General features: G+C 67.5%; 19 protein-coding genes. 8 read left to right on the forward strand and 11 right to left on the reverse strand.

What is annotated here, in order from left to right:
• Nucleotides 1–3 precede the first annotated feature (3 nt).
• Entirely contained in the window at nt 4–3555 is a 3552-nt protein-coding gene (locus tag ACSVDM_RS15615) for a protein kinase domain-containing protein (protein WP_439265711.1), read from the forward strand.
• Here the strand turns inward: ACSVDM_RS15615 and ACSVDM_RS15620 are convergent, their stop codons facing one another.
• The 6 genes from ACSVDM_RS15620 to ACSVDM_RS15645 form a co-directional block, all read right to left on the reverse strand.
• Nucleotides 3556–4065, reverse strand: coding sequence for a hypothetical protein (locus ACSVDM_RS15620; protein WP_439265713.1), 510 nt, complete (start codon nt 4063–4065; stop codon nt 3556–3558).
• On the reverse strand, nt 4065–5378 hold the full coding sequence (locus ACSVDM_RS15625) for a hypothetical protein (RefSeq protein ID WP_439265715.1): 1314 nt from the start codon (nt 5376–5378) through the stop codon (nt 4065–4067). The genes ACSVDM_RS15620 and ACSVDM_RS15625 overlap by 1 nt, the downstream gene beginning before the upstream one ends.
• 8 nt (nt 5379–5386) lie before the next feature.
• Entirely contained in the window at nt 5387–5662 is a 276-nt protein-coding gene (locus ACSVDM_RS15630; protein ID WP_439265717.1) for a WXG100 family type VII secretion target, read from the reverse strand.
• A gap of 25 nt (nt 5663–5687) precedes the next feature.
• A complete protein-coding gene (locus ACSVDM_RS15635; RefSeq protein ID WP_439265795.1) occupies nt 5688–6029 on the reverse strand; it encodes a WXG100 family type VII secretion target in 342 nt (113 codons plus the stop codon).
• 152 nt (nt 6030–6181) lie between these two features.
• Complete coding sequence (locus ACSVDM_RS15640) at nt 6182–7498, reverse strand: class I SAM-dependent methyltransferase (protein WP_357150939.1); 1317 nt, start codon at nt 7496–7498, stop codon at nt 6182–6184.
• A complete protein-coding gene (locus ACSVDM_RS15645) occupies nt 7495–8928 on the reverse strand; it encodes an FAD-binding oxidoreductase (protein WP_439265797.1) in 1434 nt (477 codons plus the stop codon). The genes ACSVDM_RS15640 and ACSVDM_RS15645 overlap by 4 nt, the downstream gene beginning before the upstream one ends.
• Before the next feature lie 173 nt (nt 8929–9101).
• On the opposite strand from ACSVDM_RS15645, the gene ACSVDM_RS15650 reads away from it, so the two are divergent.
• Nucleotides 9102–9536, forward strand: a complete 435-nt coding sequence (locus ACSVDM_RS15650) for an SRPBCC family protein (RefSeq protein WP_439265719.1) — start codon at nt 9102–9104, stop codon at nt 9534–9536.
• Between the two features lies 1 nt (nt 9537).
• Here ACSVDM_RS15650 and ACSVDM_RS15655 read toward each other — a convergent pair whose 3' ends face one another.
• The 3 genes from ACSVDM_RS15655 to ACSVDM_RS15665 are packed head-to-tail and all read right to left on the reverse strand — an operon-like array spanning nt 9538 to nt 11305.
• Nucleotides 9538–9888: a VOC family protein gene (locus tag ACSVDM_RS15655; RefSeq protein WP_357395076.1), complete on the reverse strand. Its 351-nt coding sequence runs from the start codon at nt 9886–9888 to the stop codon at nt 9538–9540.
• Nucleotides 9885–10715, reverse strand: coding sequence for a MerR family transcriptional regulator (locus ACSVDM_RS15660; protein ID WP_439265721.1), 831 nt, complete (start codon nt 10713–10715; stop codon nt 9885–9887). The genes ACSVDM_RS15655 and ACSVDM_RS15660 overlap by 4 nt, the downstream gene beginning before the upstream one ends.
• Nucleotides 10716–10756: 41 nt before the next feature.
• The gene (locus tag ACSVDM_RS15665) at nt 10757–11305 is read right to left on the reverse strand and encodes a hypothetical protein (protein ID WP_439265723.1); all 549 of its coding nucleotides are present in this window, start codon (nt 11303–11305) and stop codon (nt 10757–10759) included.
• 239 nt (nt 11306–11544) lie between these two features.
• Here ACSVDM_RS15665 and ACSVDM_RS15670 point away from each other — a divergent pair, with 239 nt between their 5' ends.
• Nucleotides 11545–11859: a YbaB/EbfC family nucleoid-associated protein gene (locus tag ACSVDM_RS15670; RefSeq protein ID WP_210740525.1), complete on the forward strand. Its 315-nt coding sequence runs from the start codon at nt 11545–11547 to the stop codon at nt 11857–11859.
• A complete protein-coding gene (gene recR, locus ACSVDM_RS15675; RefSeq protein ID WP_067640390.1) occupies nt 11859–12467 on the forward strand; it encodes a recombination mediator RecR in 609 nt (202 codons plus the stop codon). The genes ACSVDM_RS15670 and recR overlap by 1 nt, the downstream gene beginning before the upstream one ends.
• Here recR and ACSVDM_RS15680 read toward each other — a convergent pair.
• Nucleotides 12464–13099: a hypothetical protein gene (locus tag ACSVDM_RS15680; RefSeq protein ID WP_439265726.1), complete on the reverse strand. Its 636-nt coding sequence runs from the start codon at nt 13097–13099 to the stop codon at nt 12464–12466. The genes recR and ACSVDM_RS15680 overlap by 4 nt on opposite strands.
• A 126-nt stretch (nt 13100–13225) precedes the next feature.
• Between ACSVDM_RS15680 and ACSVDM_RS15685 the strand changes: the two genes are divergently transcribed.
• From ACSVDM_RS15685 to ACSVDM_RS15700, 4 genes are read left to right on the forward strand one after another with little or no spacing between them, the layout of a single operon-like run.
• Nucleotides 13226–15916, forward strand: coding sequence for a circularly permuted type 2 ATP-grasp protein (locus tag ACSVDM_RS15685; RefSeq protein WP_439265728.1), 2691 nt, complete (start codon nt 13226–13228; stop codon nt 15914–15916).
• On the forward strand, nt 15913–16776 hold the full coding sequence (locus ACSVDM_RS15690; protein WP_439265730.1) for a transglutaminase family protein: 864 nt from the start codon (nt 15913–15915) through the stop codon (nt 16774–16776). The genes ACSVDM_RS15685 and ACSVDM_RS15690 overlap by 4 nt, the downstream gene beginning before the upstream one ends.
• Nucleotides 16777–16826: 50 nt before the next feature.
• The gene (locus ACSVDM_RS15695) at nt 16827–17078 is read left to right on the forward strand and encodes a type II toxin-antitoxin system Phd/YefM family antitoxin (RefSeq protein ID WP_439265732.1); all 252 of its coding nucleotides are present in this window, start codon (nt 16827–16829) and stop codon (nt 17076–17078) included.
• Nucleotides 17075–17449 (forward strand): type II toxin-antitoxin system VapC family toxin, encoded by a 375-nt coding sequence (locus ACSVDM_RS15700; protein WP_439265733.1) that lies wholly within the window; start codon nt 17075–17077, stop codon nt 17447–17449. The genes ACSVDM_RS15695 and ACSVDM_RS15700 overlap by 4 nt, the downstream gene beginning before the upstream one ends.
• Before the next feature lies 1 nt (nt 17450).
• Here the strand turns inward: ACSVDM_RS15700 and ACSVDM_RS15705 are convergent, their stop codons facing one another.
• Entirely contained in the window at nt 17451–18167 is a 717-nt protein-coding gene (locus ACSVDM_RS15705; protein WP_067494578.1) for a type 1 glutamine amidotransferase, read from the reverse strand.
• Nucleotides 18168–18175 lie beyond the last annotated feature (8 nt).

The following is an 18175-nucleotide window of genomic DNA, read 5'->3' on the forward strand; positions in this document are numbered from 1 at the left end:
CACATGGAACCGGAGCCGACGCGCATCCAGGATGGGCGAGCCGGATCGTCGCCGGTCGGGACCGATACGCAACGGACCACCGCGCCGGGTGAGACCGACGAGGCCGTGGTCGCCGAACTCGACGCGATGGGGTTGACCGACGCCACCGAGATCGGGCGCGGCGGGTTCGGTGTGGTGTATCGGGCGGTGCAGCCCGCGCTGGATCGCGTCGTCGCGGTGAAGGTGCTGTCCTCGGAGATCGATCAGGAGAGCCGCGAGCGGTTCCTGCGCGAGGAACAGGCCATGGGCAGGCTGTCGGGCCACCCGAATATCGTCGATATCCTGCAGGTCGACGTCACGGGCACCGGCCTGCCGCTGATCGTGATGCCGTACTGCCCGCGCGGCTCGCTGGAGCGTCTCATCCACGACCGGGGCCCGCTCACCTGGGAAGACACCCTGCGCGCCGGAGTGAAGCTGGCGGCAGCGATCGAGTCGGCGCACCGGGCGGGCATCCTGCATCGCGATGTGAAGCCGGCCAACGTCCTCATCAGCGGTTACGGCGAACCGCAGCTCACCGATTTCGGTATCGCCCGCATACCCGGCGGGTTCCAGACCTCGAGCAGCCTCATCACCGGTTCGCCCGCGTTCACGGCCCCCGAGGTGCTCAAGGGCCATGAACCGACCGTGCAGTCCGATGTCTATGGGCTCGGCGCTACCTTGTTCGCGCTGCTCACCGGCCATGCCGCGTTCGAGCGGCAGGCGGGGGAGAAGGTCGTCGCCCAGTTCCTGCGCATCACCACGCAGGCCGTCCCCGACCTGCGCGCCAAGGACTTCCCCGCCGATGTGGCCGCCGCCATCGAAAAGGCCATGGCCCAGGACCCGGCCGATCGCCCGGCCTCGGCCTACGAATTCGGCGAACTCCTGCGCGACGTACAGCGCGCCCACGGTCAGGTGCCCGACGAGATGGCGCTGCTCGTCACCGGCGACGAGCTCGCCGAGCCACCGCCGGAAGCCCTCAAAGCGGTCACCGCGCGCCGCAGCTGGCCGCTCACCCTGCAGCCGGCGGGCGCGTCGGTGTCGGTACACAAGCCGACCACCGGCACCCTGCCGCCCACCGCCGCGACCAAGTTCCGCCCGCCGACCCCGGCGCGCGATCCCTTCCCCCGACCACGACTGCTCGACATCCTGCGTTCGGGTGGTCTGCGCAGGCTCGCGCTGATCCACGCGCCCGCCGGCTTCGGCAAGAGCACCGTCGCCACCCAGTGGCGCGCCGACCTCGCCGCCCGCGATATTCCGGTGGCCTGGCTCGGTATCGACTCCGACGACGACAGTGAGATCTGGTTCCTCGCGCACCTGATCCAGGCGATCCGGCGGGTGCGTCCCGATGTCGGCGCCGGGCTCGAGCAGGTGCTGGAGGAACGCCCGTCCGATGCGGTGGCGTTCGTGATCGCCACGCTGATCGACGAGATCCACGCCAGCGACCGGCCGGTGGTCGTCATCGTCGACGACTGGCACCGCGTGCAGGACCCCGGCGTGCACCGGGCGATGGCGACGCTGCTCGACAACGGTTGTCACCATGTGCGGTTCGTCGTGACCAGCCGCGACCAGGCCGGATTACCGATCAGCAGGCTGCGGGTGCGCGACGAACTGGTCGAGCTCGACGCGGCGGCGTTGCGGCTCACCGAGTCGGAAACCCGCCAGATCCTGGTGGAGCGCAACGGGTTCGCGCTCACCGACGAGCAGGTCGAGCAGATCCACGCCGCGACCGACGGGTGGCCCGCCGCCATCCAGCTGGTGAGCCTGACGCTGCGCGGCACCGCCGATCCCGGTCAGCTGCTGGTGCAGCTCGCCGAAGGCGGGCACGGGATGCGGGAGTATCTGGCCGAGAACGTGCTCGACACGCTGGAACCGGACCTGCTGGAATTCCTGATGGCGATCTCGGTGGTGGAGCGGGTGAACGGTTCGCTTGCCACGCTGCTCGCCGACGTGCCCGACGGTGCCGCTCTGCTGGAGCAGGCCGAGCAGCGGGAGCTGTTCCTGCATCGGCTCCCGCACGATCCGGAGTGGTATCGCATGCAGCCGCTGTTCGCCGAGCACCTGCGCGCACGTCTCGAACGCGACCACCCGGGACGCTCGAAGGTGCTGCACCGCAAGGCCGCCCGCTGGTACGCGGAGCATCAATTGCTGCGCAAGTCGGTGGATCACGCGCTGGCGGCGACCGATCTCAAGCTGGCCGCCGACCTGCTGGAAAGCGGCGGCATGGACCTCATCGACGGGTCACGGCTGGCGACGTTGCTCGGCAGTGTGTCGAAACTGCCCATGCAGCAGGTGAGTTCGCGGTCGAAGCTGTTGATGGCGGTGGCACGGGCCAATATGAACCTGCAACAGTCCGGCACCGCCCGCACCGCCCTCGGCAGGTTGTCGAACCTGCTGGCCCGGGGCAGCACCGGCGGTCCCGAGCAGGCGGAAGAACGCTGCGCGGCAACGGTTCTCGAAGCGGCCGACCGGGTGGCCCACGACGACACCGAGGGCGTGGCCGATCAGCTCGCCACCTGCCTGGAAGCGCCGGACGGCCTGCCGGACTGGATCGTCTCGACGGCGGCCAACCTGATGTCGTTCGTGCGCCTGTGCGAGTTCGACTTCGCCGCGGCCACCGCCACCCAGGACTGGGCGGCCGAGTATCACGCTCGGTCCAAAGACCCGCTCGGCCCGGTCTTCGGGCTCTGCGCCCGCGCCGCCGCGGCCTATGAACAACTCGATATCGCCACGGCCACCGCCTGTCTCGAGGAGGCCTACGAGACAGCGCGCACCAGGGCCGGGCCGCGCTCGGACGCCGCGCGCGTGGCGGCAGCCATGCTGGGTGAGGTGACCTACCGGCGCGGTGACCTGGCCATGGCCGACCGGCTGCTCGACGAGAGCCACCAGCTGCTCACGCGCGTGGGCCCCGTCGACTTCCTCGTCGCGACCTTCGTCATCGGAGCACGCGTGAAAGCCGCCCTCGGCGACCAGTACACCGCCGCGGCCCGGCTCGAGGAGGGCGCGCGCGTGGCCGCCGCCAACAGCCTGGCCCGCCTCGACGCCCATGTGCGTGCGGAACGCTCGCGCCTCGGGCTGCCGCCGGGCAACGGCGCCAACGGGATCGTCGTCGACCCGTCGGGCAACGGCGGACGCCGCAAAACGGGCGCCGCCGCGCTTATCACCGAGGCGAGGCAGGTGGCCGAAATCCGCACCCTGCTCACCGAACAGCGCCTGCGCGCCGACGACCGCGCCGCCCGCCACGCCCGCGTGCTGTATTCGCGTGTCCTCGAACAATCCCGCCCCCGCGCGGAACTGGACGCCACCCTCCTACTCGCCGAATGCCTGGCGGCGGCAGGCTGGATCGGCGAGGCGACCAACCTGGTCCTGCCGGTCCTGCGCACCTGCGCCGACCTCGGCTGGACCCGCCCCTTGCTCGACGCGGGCCCCGGTGTAGTCGGCCTCCTGCACGTCCTGCGCACCCAGTCCCACGAAACTGCCCAGCACCCCATCCTCGACGGAATGCCCGGCCACTTCCTGGACGAACTGCTGTCACACTGATCAATCGTCAGTGAGCACGATCAACGCTACCCGCGCTCGTTCCCGCGAAATCACGACCAGTTCGTGAAATTCGATGTGCAGATCGCCATAGTCATTCTTCGTATCGGGGCCCAAGTCGCCTAATTCGAAAACCGCCTCGCCTGCTCGAATCGGCTTGATAACCTCGGTTGCGACGGTGGCGTGCAGCTCTTCGGGTATTCCCCGGCAGTTTGCCAGCCAGGCGTTGACAACGGCGATGGCATCGTCAGCGTTGATCGGGTGGAAGGATTGCGGCCCGATGGCTGAGAGCCAGTAAGGACCATGGCGGGTCCCGGCGGGATCCACCCCGCCGCCGACGTAGTCGTCCTTGTACTCGACCGATTCGACCAGTGCACGAAGAATCAGCCTGTCAGTCGGCAGATGATCTGTGATCGCAAAATTCTTGATGTCGATCCATTGAAATTTGTGGCCGGTGTCGCTGTCGAATTTGTACTCGCGAAAATTAACAAACCGACTGTCGAGATATTTCATCAGATATGCCACCTCTTTACCGACACGCCGGGAACATTATTGAAGTCGATCGTGGGGCCGCCTGAACGACTGAATGGACGATAGGTCACTGTCGACGGCGGATCGCCAGGGATCTTCCAGACCTCAATATCTCCCTTTGGTGTCGACTTCACTTCGGGGGGCCCGAGTTTATCAGTAAGGTCGCGCCGTGCCGCATCGAGTTCTGCGGGACTGACGATTTGGACGTTGTCGGCGTCCTCGCTTCCGATCAAGTTGCCGCTGTCGTTCGTTACAACGTCCCTGACCGCCTCGGCCTCCTCGGACGCGGCGTAGACGGTCATCCCAGCGATGGCCGTTATCGCTGCGGAGACCCCCGCGCTTGCGAGGTCGGGTATAGCGGTGAATCCGCCGCTTGCGGCGCCGATGGTGACCACCGCTCCGACCGCCGTGACCAGCCGGCTCACAGTGACAGTGTTCTTGATGATCACCGCCGTTGATTGGACGATTTCTACGGTGATCGCGGTTCCACCAGCACCGGCTGCAGCAGCACCGATTCCGGCGGTGAGAAAGGCGGCGACACCGACTACCACGGCGGTCAAGGCGATGGCGGCGCCGAGCTCTACCGCGGCGGCCGCGACTTGTTTGCCGATATCCTCGCGCATGGTGCTCAGCGCGTCGTTGTGCTCGGTCAGCGGCGTTGTGATGCCTTTGGCTGCTTCGGCGAGGAGCTTCGCTGCTTGTTCGAGGGTGGCGAGCTTTTCATCGATAGTGATGATGTTGGGATCGCTGTTGCCTTCGAATTTCGCGCTGACCCCGTTGATCCGGGTCGCTGCGCCGGTGACCGTGGCGTGTTCGGCGAAGGTCTTCCACGCGTCGCGTGCGAGGACGAGTTTGGTGGTGTCCCCGTTGGGGATCCGACCAACACGTTCCAGTAGACCGACCACTACGCCTTCGTCCAACCCCGGCCCGTTGTCTCCACGGGAACTGACGGGCAAGGCCATGCCGGAGTCGTACAGCGGCTCGGATTCGGTCGGGCGAATGGGTGCCTCGCCGGTAGCGGTTGTCCGATTGTAATACCACCAGTTGTAGCCATTGGCTTTGAGGACGTCGCCGTAGCGTTGCAGCGCGTTGGCCAATGTTGCAGCGAGAGTGACGATATCGGCGGCGTGGGTGTCGTAGGTGCTGATCCAGCTATTGCACGAGTCGTGGTTGCCCGCCATGCCGCCGCATTCATTTTGCAGGGCAGCAAGCAGTGGGCCGAGGGCTAGGCTGAGGTCGCTGGCCAACAGGTGGCATTTGTTGCCGGCATCGTAGTACATGCCGGTATCGATCACCCATGTCACTAGCCGGTGCCCAGCATCTTCTTGTTCAGTGCGGCGGCATCGCCGTAACGGGAGTGGGCCGACGCGGCTGCGGTACCCATGTCGCGTAACCCGTCCACGAATTCTCTTGCCCCGGTTACCCATTGGGTATGAGCTACCTGGTAGGCGTCAGCGGCTATACCTTCCCAGGCGCTGCCTTTGAGTGCGGCGACCTTCTCATCGATGTCATCGACATGGTCGGCAATAAAGCCTGCGAGGCCTGCAATCCGGGCAACGATTTGGTCGAGTTGGTCCATGTTTACGGTGAATTCCGACCCCATGTCACATCGCCGGCAGATCGAGGCTGGACATGTTCAACGTATAGGCGTGGTCGGCATCTTGCTGTTGATAGTTCTCGGCGGTGATACCGAGCTTCTCGGCCATCGTTGTGAGTGCGGCGATGATTGTGTCGCCGCCGTCATGGGTTTCGGTCCAGCCGGTACCGAACTGGGTGGCGAGATCGCCCCTCCACCCGCTGGACAGGAGGGAGTCGACTTCGGTGTTCGCAGATGCGAGGGCAGTGCGTAGTGCTTCGGCGATGCCGTACACATACCGTCCGACGGCCTGGACTTCGGTCGGTACCACTGACAGCGACGAACCGTCGCTCCCCCCAGATGCGCTCATGATCAGCGACCCTACCTGCAGTAAGGGCATCCTGCCGTGCGGCAGCAGCTGAGCACTGTCCGAATTTGCGCCGCCGTCTCAGCACAACAGGTCGTCGGCCCCGATCCTGACCGGTACCGACTCGGGCTGATCCGAGTCGGTACCGGTGCGCACTAGGGCTGCCACCAGGGTCGCAACGGGACGTCCCAGGTTCCGTTCTTGTTCAGTTTCACGCCGAGGACGTGGTGGAGTTGGACGACGTTGCGCTGGAAGCCGAGGCGGCAGCCTGCCATGTAGAGGCCCCAGACCTTTGCTGTGCCCTCGCCTACCTCGTCGACGCAGGCGTCCCAGTTGTCGACCAGGTTCTTGCACCATTCGTGCAGGGTGAGGGCGTAGTGCTCGCGCAGGTTCTCCTCGTGCAGGACCTCGAGGCCGAGGTTCTGGATCTCGGAGATGATGCGGCCCGAGCCGATGAGTTCGCCGTCGGGGAAGACGTAGCGGTCGATGAAGTCGCCGGCCTTGGTGGTTCGGGTGTTGTCGGGGCGGGTGATGCAGTGGTTGAGGAACAGGCCGCCGTCGCGGAGTTTGTCCTTGATGAAACCGAAGTAGAAGGGGTAGTTGTGCACCCCGATGTGTTCGGTGAGACCGATCGAGGAGACGGCGTCGAACTCGCCCTCGACGATGTCGCGGTAGTCGCTGTGGCGGACTTCGGCCAGGTCGGCGAGCCCTTCCTCGACGATCTTCTGCTGCGCCCACGCCGCCTGTTCGGCCGAGAGCGTGGCACCGATGACGCGCACGCCACGCTTGGCGGCGTAGCGGACCATGCCGCCCCAGCCGCAGCCGATGTCGAGCAGCCGGTCGCCTTCCTTCAGGCGCAGCTTGTCGAAGATCAGCCGGTACTTGTTCTCCTGTGCCTGCTCGAGGGTCCAGTCGCGGTCGCCGTACACCGCGCAGGTGTAGGTCATCGACGGACCGAGCACGTATTCGTAGAACTTGTTGGAGACGTCGTAGTGGTGGTGGATCGCCTCGGCGTCGCGGGTCTTGGAGTGGCGTAAGCCCTCCAGGGCGATGCGGCGCCAGCGCGGCAGGGTTTCCTGCGGCGGCGGGGCGATCGGCTTGAGCCGCTCCCAGCCGAGCGAGCGGGCGATGGTCACCAGCGACAGGGCCGAAGGACGGTGGAACTTCATGTCCTGCATGGCCTTCAAGATGTCGTACGGGTCACCGGGGTGCACCCCCTGCGCCACCATGTCGCCCGCGATGTAGGCGCGGGCCATGCCGAGGTCGCCGGGGGCGGTGGCCAGGTAGTTGATGCCGCGCGGGTTCTTGATGTCGAGGGTGTAGGGCGAATCGGCGGGCCCGGTCGCGCTGCCGTCGTAGGCCGTCAGCCGGACAGGGATGTCACCGTCGATGAGGCTCTCGAACACCTCCGCGATGCTGAGCCGGGTTCCCAGCTCGGCGAGGATCTCGGATCTGTCCTTGAATGTCGTCACTTGCGTTGCACCGCCTTCGAATACAGATTCAGCAGTCGTTGGTCCGGGTCGTAACGGTTCTTCAATGCGGTATAGGTCTGGCCGCCGTAGAGCTTCGCGAATTCTGCCTCGTCGTAATAGGAGTCCGAGTACAGGGACTTGTGTCCGTCGAATTCGGAGACGATCTTCTCGATGGCGCGGTTGGCCGCCCCCTCCGGCTGACCGGGCACGGTGGGCACCGCCGACCAGAATCCGAAGTTGACGTAGGTGTGGCGCGGTTCGAGGGGGTACAGCGGCCACGGTCGGCTGCCGTCGGCGGCACCGGTCTCGCGCAAACGCAACGGGCACAGCCAGATCGGTTCGATCGGGATCTCGCGCAGGAACCACTCGGCGAAGTCGGCGGTGCGGTGGACCGGCACCTCGATGTCCTGCACCACCCGTTCCTGCGGGGCGAGTCCCTTGCGGGCCCGGCGCCGGTCGTCGAAGTGGTACTTGCGGTCGAGCGCGACGAGCTTCCAGTAGAAGCTGCTGCGGCGCAACGACTTGGGCCAGAACCGGCGGATCTTCGGGTTCTGGGTGCCGAAGGCGCGTGAGCACCAGAACCAGTCGGTGTCCCAGCGCCACAGGTAGTCGGCGATGGTGAGCCGGTCGGTCTTCACGCCGTCGTCGTGCTGCAGGGAGCGGTAGTAGATGTCCATGCCGGTGTAGTCGCTGACCGGGCCGGGTTCGTCGGTCTGCCTGCCGAGGGTCAGGTAGCTCTCGGCGGCACTGAAGACCACGCCGTCCAGGTAGTCGACCTGTTCGCCCTGGTAGGAGCGCTCGGTGACGATGCGTTCCAGCTCGGTTTCCAGCGTGCGCAGGTCGTGGAACCGCACGTGCCGCAGCGCGACATAGGGCTTGACAGCTTCGAGCTCGATTTTCAGGCGAACGGAGTAGCCGAGGGTGCCGTAGGAGTTGGGGAAACCGTGGAAGAGGTCGGCGTGCTCGCCGGTCGGCGTCGCGGTGAGGATCTCGCCCGACCCGGTCAGGATGTCCATTTCCAGCACGGATTCGTGCGGGAGACCGTTGCGGAACGAGGTCGACTCGATGCCGAGCCCGGTGACGGCGCCACCGAGGGTGATGGTCTTGAGCTGCGGAACCACCAGCGGGGCGAGCCCGTAGGGGAGGGTGGCCGCCACCAGGTCCTCGTAGGTGGTCATGCCTGCCACGTCGGCGGTTCTGGCCTGCGGGTCGACGGCGATCACCTGCCCCAGCCCCGACACGTCGAGCCCGGGCGCGGTCGTCGCCGCCCTGGCACGGAAAAGGTTCGATGTCTTCTTCGCCAACCGGACGACGGCACCCGGTGGGATGGCGCGATAGCTTGCCAGCAGTCGCTCCACACCCGCGCGGTGCGCGGCGTATCCAGACTCGCGTGCGGCCGGTTCGTGGCCGGCCCTACCCAAAAGACTCACTGCCACTGTGTCGACGCTAGTACGCGCCCGCCCGCCCGGCTACCAGATAGATGCACGCCACGGAGAAATGTCACTCAGCTGTTTCTTCCCCGACGACCTGGTCGGGCGATGCGGTGTGGCGCAAGGCAGGATGTAACCCGGTCGAGATTTCGCACCCGACAAGGAGTCATACAGTGGGACAGGTCAGTGCAAGCAGTTCGATCGTCGTCGCGGCGGATCCGCAGCGCACCCTCGAGGCGATCGGCGACTACGAGACGGTTCGTCCGCGCATCCTCTCCTCGCACTACCGCGACTACAAGGTGATCGAGGGCGGTAAGGGCGCGGGCACCGTGGTGGAGTGGACGCTGCAGGCCACCGAGAAGCGGGTGCGCAACGTGCGCGCCAGTGTGACGGTCGCGGACTCGATTCTCACCGAGCGCGACGCCAACTCCTCGATGGTCAACACCTGGACCGTCACGCCCGAGGGCGCCGGTTCGCGCGTCACCGTGCGTACCACCTGGAAGGGTGCGGGCGGCATCGGCGGCATCTTCGAGGGCATCTTCGCGCCGCTCGGCCTGAAGAAGATCCAGGCCGAGCTGCTGGAGAACCTGAAGCGCGAACTGGCCTGAGTCAGTATTTGCCGATGTCGAAGAGGTTGCCCTCGGGATCGGCGACGGTCACCCACTGCACGCCGTACTGGTCGAAGTCGCCGATGTGCTTGCCGCCCAGGCTGATCGCGCGTTCGAGGGCATCGGCCCACTGCGTCGAGTGGAAGTCCAGGTGCACGGCGTTCTTGCCCGGCGTCCGGTCGGGCACCTGGATGAACATCAGCACCGGCGACATGCCTGTCGACCGGCCGATCTCGGCGAAGAACGGTGAGGCCGCCGGTTCGACGGGCACGTCGAGCAGCTGGGCGTAGAACTCGGCGAGGGCGGCCGCGTTGTGGCAGTCGACGACGACATTGGCGATGGCGAGGGTCATCGGGTTTCTCCTTCGGTGATGGGCCAGCACACTTCGGTGCGGTATTCGGCCGGGTTGTCGGTGTGCTGCGGTCCCACGAGGTAACGCTCGCGGATCGGTTCGTCGGCCAGGGCTTCGTCGTGTTCGGCGACATAGCTGCCGAGGGCGCCGTAGGTGCGGTCGAAGTCGTCGAACGCGCCGGTGTGCACGGCCACGGCGTAGCGGCGGGCGGGCATGTGGGTGAGCTCGAGGCCGGGTGGCGGGGTGAGTTTCGTGCCCGTGGGAAGTGGCAGGTAGGCGCTCACCTCGCCCGACTCGTCGGTGAAGAATTCGGTCGAGTAGGTGGCGCCCGCGATTCCGCCCGGTGTCACGCCCGCGGTGAGCACCGTCTGGAACAGCTGGTCGAAGGCGAGACCGCACCATTCGCCGATGGCGTCGCGGGCGACCCGGTCGGTGCGGGTGAGCGCGGTGCACGCCGGCTCGATCCGGTATTCCACCCGCAGCATCGGCGCGGGCACGGTGAGCAGCGCGCGCAACGAGGTGACCACGTCCCTGGTGCGCTGCAGTTCGGCTTCCATCGCGCTGAGGTGTTCGCGCAGGGTCGCGTCGCGCGTGGTCGGGTCGGGTGCGGCGAGTACCTCACGGATCCGTGGCAGCGGCATGGCCAGATCGCGCAGCCTGCGAATGAGGTGCGCCTGCTCGACCTGGTCGACGGAGTAGCGGCGGTACCCGGAACCGGGCGCCACCGCGACCGGCTCGAGCAACTCGATCTCGTGGTAGTAGCGCAGCGTCTTGACGCTCAGAAGCGTGAGGCGGGCGAACTCGCCGATCGTCACGGTGGCTGTCATGGAGACAAGCCAACACCCTCCAGTAGCGGGAAGGTCAACGATCAGGCCGGGGTGAGCACGAACGCCGCGAGCAGGCCGCCGCCGCGCCACCAGGAATAGCCGAGCCAGACGCCGGGCGTGACCTCTCTGATCTCGTCGTAGACCGGCGAGGGGTAGTTCAGGGCCCAGGCCGGGGCGGCGTCGAGGATCGAGGGTGCCCGGTAGACATCGGCCGGGAAGGCCTCGAGTCCGGCACCGGTGACCCGGTTCGTCAGCGTGCCGCCGTCGGGGCCCGTGCGGAACACCTTGCCGATCCACACCGACTGCGCGATGCCGTCCAGCCGTTCCGGACGGAGCACCCAGCCGTTGGTGACGCCCATCGGCACCGCACCGGCGCCCGCGTCGCGGTAGATCTGGTCCTGTTGGCCGACACTGCAGCGGAACCGCAGTGAGTCGATGGTCGCGGCACGATTGCCGGGGTCGAGCACGCATCCGGCGCCGTAGTCGGCGACGGGTGTCGGTGGATCGGCGGCGGCGCCGACCGGGGTGAGAACGAGCAGGCTCGCACACAGAGCCGAGGTGGTCACCAGACGAGCACGCATGGGATTCATCCGATCTCCTAGGGTTGCTGACCCGTAGCCCGACCTGTCCCGATCCTAGGCCGCACGCAACGCCGAAGGCCAGCCACCGCCCTCCGAGCACCCCGACTAGGCTGGTACGTGGACAAGGCCCGAGCCCCCACCCGATGCACCATCCGGTCGTCGGCCGCGGCTCACGGGGCCGAAAACCCGCGGCGCCAGCCGCCAACAACACAGGAGCCTTCGTGCAACCCGGTGATGGTCAGTTCGACATGCAAGCGCTGCTTGCCCAGGCCCAGCAGATGCAGCAGGCCGTGATGCAGGCCCAGGCCGAGCTCGCCGAATCGGAGGTGCAGGGCCAGGCCGGTGGCGGTCTCGTGCAGGCGACCATCAAGGTGAGCGGCGAGATCACCGCCCTCACCATCGACCCCAAGGTCGTCGATCCGTCCGATGTCGACGGTCTGCAGGACCTGGTGATCGGCGCGATCAACGACGCGATGGCCAACGCGCAGCAGCTGGCCGCCGAACGGCTCGGCCCGCTGTCGCAGGGCCTCGGCGGTTCGATGCCCGGACTGCCTGATTTCTGATGTATGAGGGGCCGGTACAGGATCTGATCGACGAGCTGGGCAAACTGCCCGGTGTCGGTCCGAAGAGCGCGCAGCGCATCGCTTTTCATCTGCTGCAGGTGGAGCCGCCGGAGATCGACCGGTTGCAGGCCGTGCTGCAGAAGGTGCGCGACGGCGTGCAGTTCTGCGTGTCGTGCGGCACCGTCGCCGACGGCGAGCTGTGCCGGATCTGCGCCGACCCCCGTCGCGACCGCACCATGATCTGTGTGGTCGAGGAACCCAAGGATGTGCAGGCGATCGAGCGCACCCGCGAGTTCCGTGGTCGCTACCACGTGCTCGGTGGTGCGCTCGATCCGCTCAGCGGTGTCGGGCCCGACCAGTTGCGGATCCGGGAACTGTTGACCCGCATCGGTAATCAGGACGACGGTGTCGACGTGAGCGAGGTGATCATCGCGACCGACCCGAACACCGAGGGCGAGGCCACCGCCACCTACCTGGTGCGCATGCTGCGCGATTTCCCGGGACTCACGGTGACGCGGTTGGCATCCGGTCTGCCGATGGGTGGCGACCTGGAGTTCGCCGATGAGCTGACGCTCGGTCGCGCGCTGTCGGGTCGCCGGGCGCTCTAGAGCTCGACCCGGGTCCAGTTCGCTTCGTCGGCAACGGGTTTGCCGTCGGTCCAGTCCCAGATGATGCGGGCGACCTCGTCGGCGTCGCCGAGTTTCGTCCCGAAATGCCGGTCGGCCGAGCCGTCGCGGTATTCGAGGGTGTAGGTGCCGTCGGGGTCGCGGTAGGTCTGGATGTAGCTCTGTTCGCCGCGTTCGACGATCAGGTACGGGTTCGGCGCGGCCAGGCCGGCTACCCAGCGGTGCGCCAATTCCTCGGTGAGATAAGGGAATTCGCCCGCGCCGCCGTGGGTGACGGCGATCGGGATGTGCCCGGCGGGATCGATCAGCCACGACAGCTGCGGGTCGTAGACGGCGTAGCCGCGCGGGGTGGCCAGGTCGAACAGCAGATTGCGGACGAAGCCGATCGCGTCGTACGGCGACGGCACGAACAGGGTGTCGCCGGTCGGGCCGCTGACGGGACTGCTGAGGAAACCGTCCTCCTCGGGCAGCGCGCTGTCGCGGGCGTTGAGTTCGGCCGCGATCTCGGCGATGGCGTCGGTCTCGGGCAGACCTTCCTGCGCGGTCAGGTAGGCGTCGATCTCGTCGAGGGAGGAGGCCGCGCCCGACGGCAGAAGGATGTGGTCGTAGCTCACCTGGTCAACCCTACGTAGGTGCTCGGACCGAACTCACCGAGGGCGGGAACACTCCGCTCGGGGCGGTGGCGGGGGAGAATCGGGGCCGATGTGCGTGGTGTCGACCGGCGACGATACGGAGGGCCCGTGACCGAGCTCGATGAGGCGCGACTCGCGCCGGGCGTGCGGGCGCAGGTGGCCGAGCAGTTCGCCCGGTACCGGTCCGCGAGCCGGGCCGACGCGCCGTTCGACGAATGCGGCGGGCCGACCCCGGGCTATTACGACGAACTGGTCGACAGCCAGGGCCGGGTTCGCCCGATGTGGGCCGAACTCTCGGCGGCCTTCGCCGAGCGCGGTGTCGCGGGCCTGGCCGACATCGATCACCGGGTGCGCAGGCGGATCGAGGACGACGGCGTCACCTACACCGGCCCCGACGGCAGCGCGCGACCGTGGCGGCTCGACCCCATCCCGCTGCTGGTCTCCGCCGACGACTGGACCCGCCTGGAAGCGGGTCTCGTGCAGCGTTCCCGTGTACTCGACGAGGTGCTCACCGATGTGTACGGGCCGCGCAGGCTGCTCACCTCCGGTGTACTGCCGCCGCAAGTGGTGTTCGGCAGTGCCGGGTATGTGCGTGCCGCGCACGGCATCACCGTGCCCGGTACGCATCAGTTGTTCCTGCACGGCTGCGACATCAGCCGGTTCGGTGACGGTGACTTCCGGGTGCTCGCCGACTGGGCGCAGGCGCCGTCGGGCGCCGGGTACGCGCTGGCCGACCGTCGCGTTGTCGCCTCGGCGATCCCGGAGTCGTTCGAACACGCCGGGCCACGTCCGCTGAGCCCGTTCGCGCGGGCGATGCGGTCGATGCTCGCCGAGGCGGCCCCCGAATCGGCCGACGGCGCGGAACCCGTTGTGGTCGTGCTGAGTCCGGGCGCGCAGTCCGAAACCGCCTTCGACCAGGCCTATCTGGCGCAGACCCTCGGATTCCCGCTGGTGGAGAGCGCTGATCTGGTCGTGCGCGACGGTGCGCTGTGGATGCGGTCGCTCGGCAGTCTCGAACGGGTCGATGTGGTGTTGCGCCGCGTCGACGCCGAGTTCGCCGATCCGCTCGACCTGCGGCCCGATTCGCGGCTCGGGGTGGTGGGGTTGGTCGAGGTGTTGCGGCGCGGAGCGGTGACGGTGGTCAACACCCTCGGCAGCGGACTGCTCGAATCACCCGCCCTGAGTGTGTGTCTGCCACGGATCGCGCGGACGGTACTCGGTGAGGAACTGCTGCTCGACGGGGTGCAGTCGTACTGGGGCGAGGTGGAAACCGAACGCGCCCATCTGGTTTCACATGTCGGTGAACTGGTGATTCGTTCGGCCGTCGACGGGACGACCATCTTCGGGCCGAACCTCACCGCCGCCGAACGCGCGGAGCTCGCGGCACGGATCGAGGCCGAGACGTGGCGGTGGGTGGGTCAGGAACCCGCCGAATTCTCCGTCGCGCCGTCGGTGCAGGAGCGGTCGGGGCTGGCGCCGGCTCCGGTGGGGATGCGGTTGTTCTCGCTGGCGCGGCGTGGTGGGTACACGGCGATGGCCGGTGGTCTCGGCCAGCAGTGGTTGCGGCGCGAACCGGGTCATGTCGCGATCAAGGTGGCGGCCAAGGATGTCTGGGTCCGCGCGGCCCCGGCCGCCGCGCCCGCCGCCGCCGATCTCCCGCACGAGGATCGCACGCGCCGCGCCGCGCCGATGGTGGAGGCGGTGAGTTCTCCGCGCGTCCTCAACGACCTGTTCTGGATGGGTCGCTACGGCGAGCGAGCCGAATCGGTGGTCCGGCTGCTCGCCGCGACCCACGACGTCTACCAGGACTATCGCTACCGGCCGTGGCTGGAAGGCGGTGCGGCGCTGCCGGTTCTGTGGCACGCGCTCGCGGTGACAACCGGTACCGACCGTGTTCTCGAGGCGATGGAGGGGCCCGCCGAGCGAGCGGCGGGGGTGCCTGCCGACAGTGGGTCCGGTGCGGAGGTCGCGGACATAACGGCCGCGGAGTCTCGCGTTGTCGGGGCATCGGCCGAAGGGTTCCGGTATCTGGCGGCGTTGACCGGGGATCGGCAGCGGGCCGGGTCGTTGGCCTACGCGATCGACCATTACGGGTCGGCGGCTCGGGCTGTGCGCGACCAGGTGTCGGGGGATACCTGGATGATCCTCGGTGCGGTGGACCGGGCGCTGGCCGAATTCCGTGGTGCCGAGGGTGAGACGGCGATGTCGTCGGTGCATTCGCTGTCGCTGGCGGCCCTGCTCGCCCTGTCGGGCATCGGGGCGGAATCCCTTGTGCGCGACACGGGTTGGCAGGTGATGGAGATCGGCAAGCGGGTGGAGCGCGGGCTCGCGCTGACGGCCCTGCTCGAATCGACGCTCGCGCGTGAGCATCCGCAGGAGGAGGAGCAGGTGCTGTTCGACGCGGTGCTCGCGGCCACCGAATCGGCAGTCATGTACCGGCGTAGACATCGTGGGGCGCCGCAGATCGTTGCCCTGGCCGACCTGTTGCTGTTCGACGCCGCCAACCCCCGCTCGCTGGTGTACCAACTCGACCGGCTCGAAAACGGTTTCCAGGCGCTGCCAGGCAGTTCGGGTACGTCGCGTTCGCAACGCCTGCTCGCCGACGCGCAACGCATGGTGCGGCGGGTCGACCCCGCCGATCTGGAACACGCCGACGACGGTGTGCGCACCGAACTGGTGGAACTGCTGGAAGGGGTGCACTTGCGGTTGCGCAAGCTGGCCGAATCGTTCGAGACTTCCAAGTTGACCGTGCCGCAGGGCATTCAGCCCCTGTGGGGCAGCGCGAGGGTGGTCGGATGAGCACCTACCGCGTGCTGCACCACACCACCTACACCTACTCCGATGAGGTGAGCAGTTCCTACGGACGTGCGTATCTCACACCACGAGAGTTCCCCGGCCAGCGCTTGCTCGCCCACGACATCCACATCGACCCCGGTCCGTCCGACCGCTCGGCAGGCCCCGACGTATACGGCAACGCCACCACGTATTTCCATGTGACACAGGAGCATCGTCGACTCGTGGTAACAGCCGAATCGCTCGTCGAAGTCGATCAACCGCCACCACCGGACGCCGATCTCCCCTGGGAACAGGCCCGTCCGACCGCGAACACCGGGCCCCTCGCCGTCGAATTCACCCTCGACCTGACCCCGCCCGAAATCACGCCCGACGTCAAAGCCTATGCCGCGCAGAGCTTCACCCCGGGCCGCCCACTCCTGGACGCGATCACCGAACTAAACTCCCGCATCCACCACGACTTCCACTACCGCACCGGCTCGACAACGGTGAGCACCAGCGTCGCCGATGTCTTCACCGCCCGCGAAGGCGTCTGCCAGGACTTCGCCCGCCTCGCCGCCGCCTGCCTACGCTCCCACGGCCTGGCCGCCCGCTACGTCTCCGGCTACCTGGCCACCGAGCCACCCCCCGGCCGCGAACGCATGATCGGCGCCGACGCCACCCACGCCTGGACCGCCGTCTGGCTCCCCACCCCCACCACCTGGCTCCCTTTCGACCCGACCAACAACCAACTCCCCGACGACCGCTACACCACCCTCGCCTGGGGCCGCGACTACCAAGACGTAGCCCCCTTGCGCGGAATCATCTACACCGAAGCCGCCACCTCCACCATCGACGTCTCCGTAGACGTCGCCCCGGCCGGCTGACGGTAGACGCTGGAGCGCGGTCGGACTAACCTCTTAGCTAAGGAGGCGTTATGGCTGGGGACGCGGCGGAGCGGTTCAATATTCACGACGCGAAGACCAACCTGTCGCGCATCATCGAGCGGGTGGAGCAGGGGGAGGAAATCGTGATCAGTCGGGCGGGGACACCGGTCGCCAAGATCGTGCCGTTGACGCGACGAGCGAACCGGACAGGGCGGGGTTCACTGCGCGGACGGGTGACGCTGTCCCCGGATTGGGATTCGGCGGAGACGAACGCCGACATCGCGCGCGACTTCGGCGCATGAGTCTGCTGCTCGATACCCATGTGATCCTGTGGTGGCTCACCGATGATCCGGCCCTGAACGACGAGCTGCGCGAGCGGCTGGACCACGACCCCGACGTGTGCCTCAGCTCGGTCTCGGTGTGGGAGATCGCGATGAAGCAGGCGTCGGGGAAGGTGGTCGGCCCGCCCGACCTGCCGGAACAAGTCGTCGGCAGCGGATTCCTGCCCCTGCCGGTAGACGCGCGTCACGCCATCGAAGCGGCGCGCCTGCCCCTGATCCACCGCGACCCGTTCGACCGCATGCTCGTTGCTCAGGCCCGCTGCGAGGACCTGGTGCTCGTCACCCGCGACCCCTACTGCCTGCAGTACGAGGTGTCCGTACTGCGGTGTTGACTCAGGCGCGGAGGCGTTCGCGGCGGAGGCGGTCGACTACCGGGAGGTCGAGGGGGGTGAGGTCGGTGGGGGAGATGCCGAGGGCTCGGGCGATGAGGTAGTCGGCGAGTTCGGGGTTGCGGGCCAGGGCGGGGCCGTGCAGGTAGGTGCCGAGGACCGAGCCCTGGACGACGCCCTCGGTGCCGTCACCGACACCGTTGCCGACACCGCGGGTGACGCGGGCGAGGGGCTTCGCATCGGGGCCGAGAGTTGTTCCGCCGCGATGGTTTTCGAAGCCCGTGAGCGGAGCGGAGAGGCCTTCGAGCAAGGGCGTGGTTGTCACCTCGCCGATGGCGCGGGTGTCCTGGGGTGAGGTGGTGACGTCGAAAAGGCTCACACCGTCGACCTTTTCGCCCGCCGAGGTCTCGTACCAGTTGCCGAGCACCTGGATGGCGGCGCAGATGGCAAGCACCGGAGCACCTTTGGCGGCAGCCTGTTGCAGGCCGGGGTAGCGCTGCAGGTGACGGGTCGCCAGGCGCTGGGCGGAATCCTCCGCACCGCCGAGGGTGTAGATGTCGAACGAATCGGGGACCGGGTCGGCGAGGGTGATCTCGACGATCTCGGCGTCGTACCCGCGCATCCGCAACCGTTGACGCAGCACGAGCGCGTTGCCGCCGTCGCCGTAGGTACCCATCACATCGGGCAGCACCAGCCCGATACGCACAGTGGACTCGCTCATGCTGTTTC

Origin of the sequence: Nocardia sp. JW2, assembly GCF_051843015.1 — a bacterium.
In the GTDB taxonomy this organism is placed as follows: domain Bacteria; phylum Actinomycetota; class Actinomycetes; order Mycobacteriales; family Mycobacteriaceae; genus Nocardia; species Nocardia coubleae.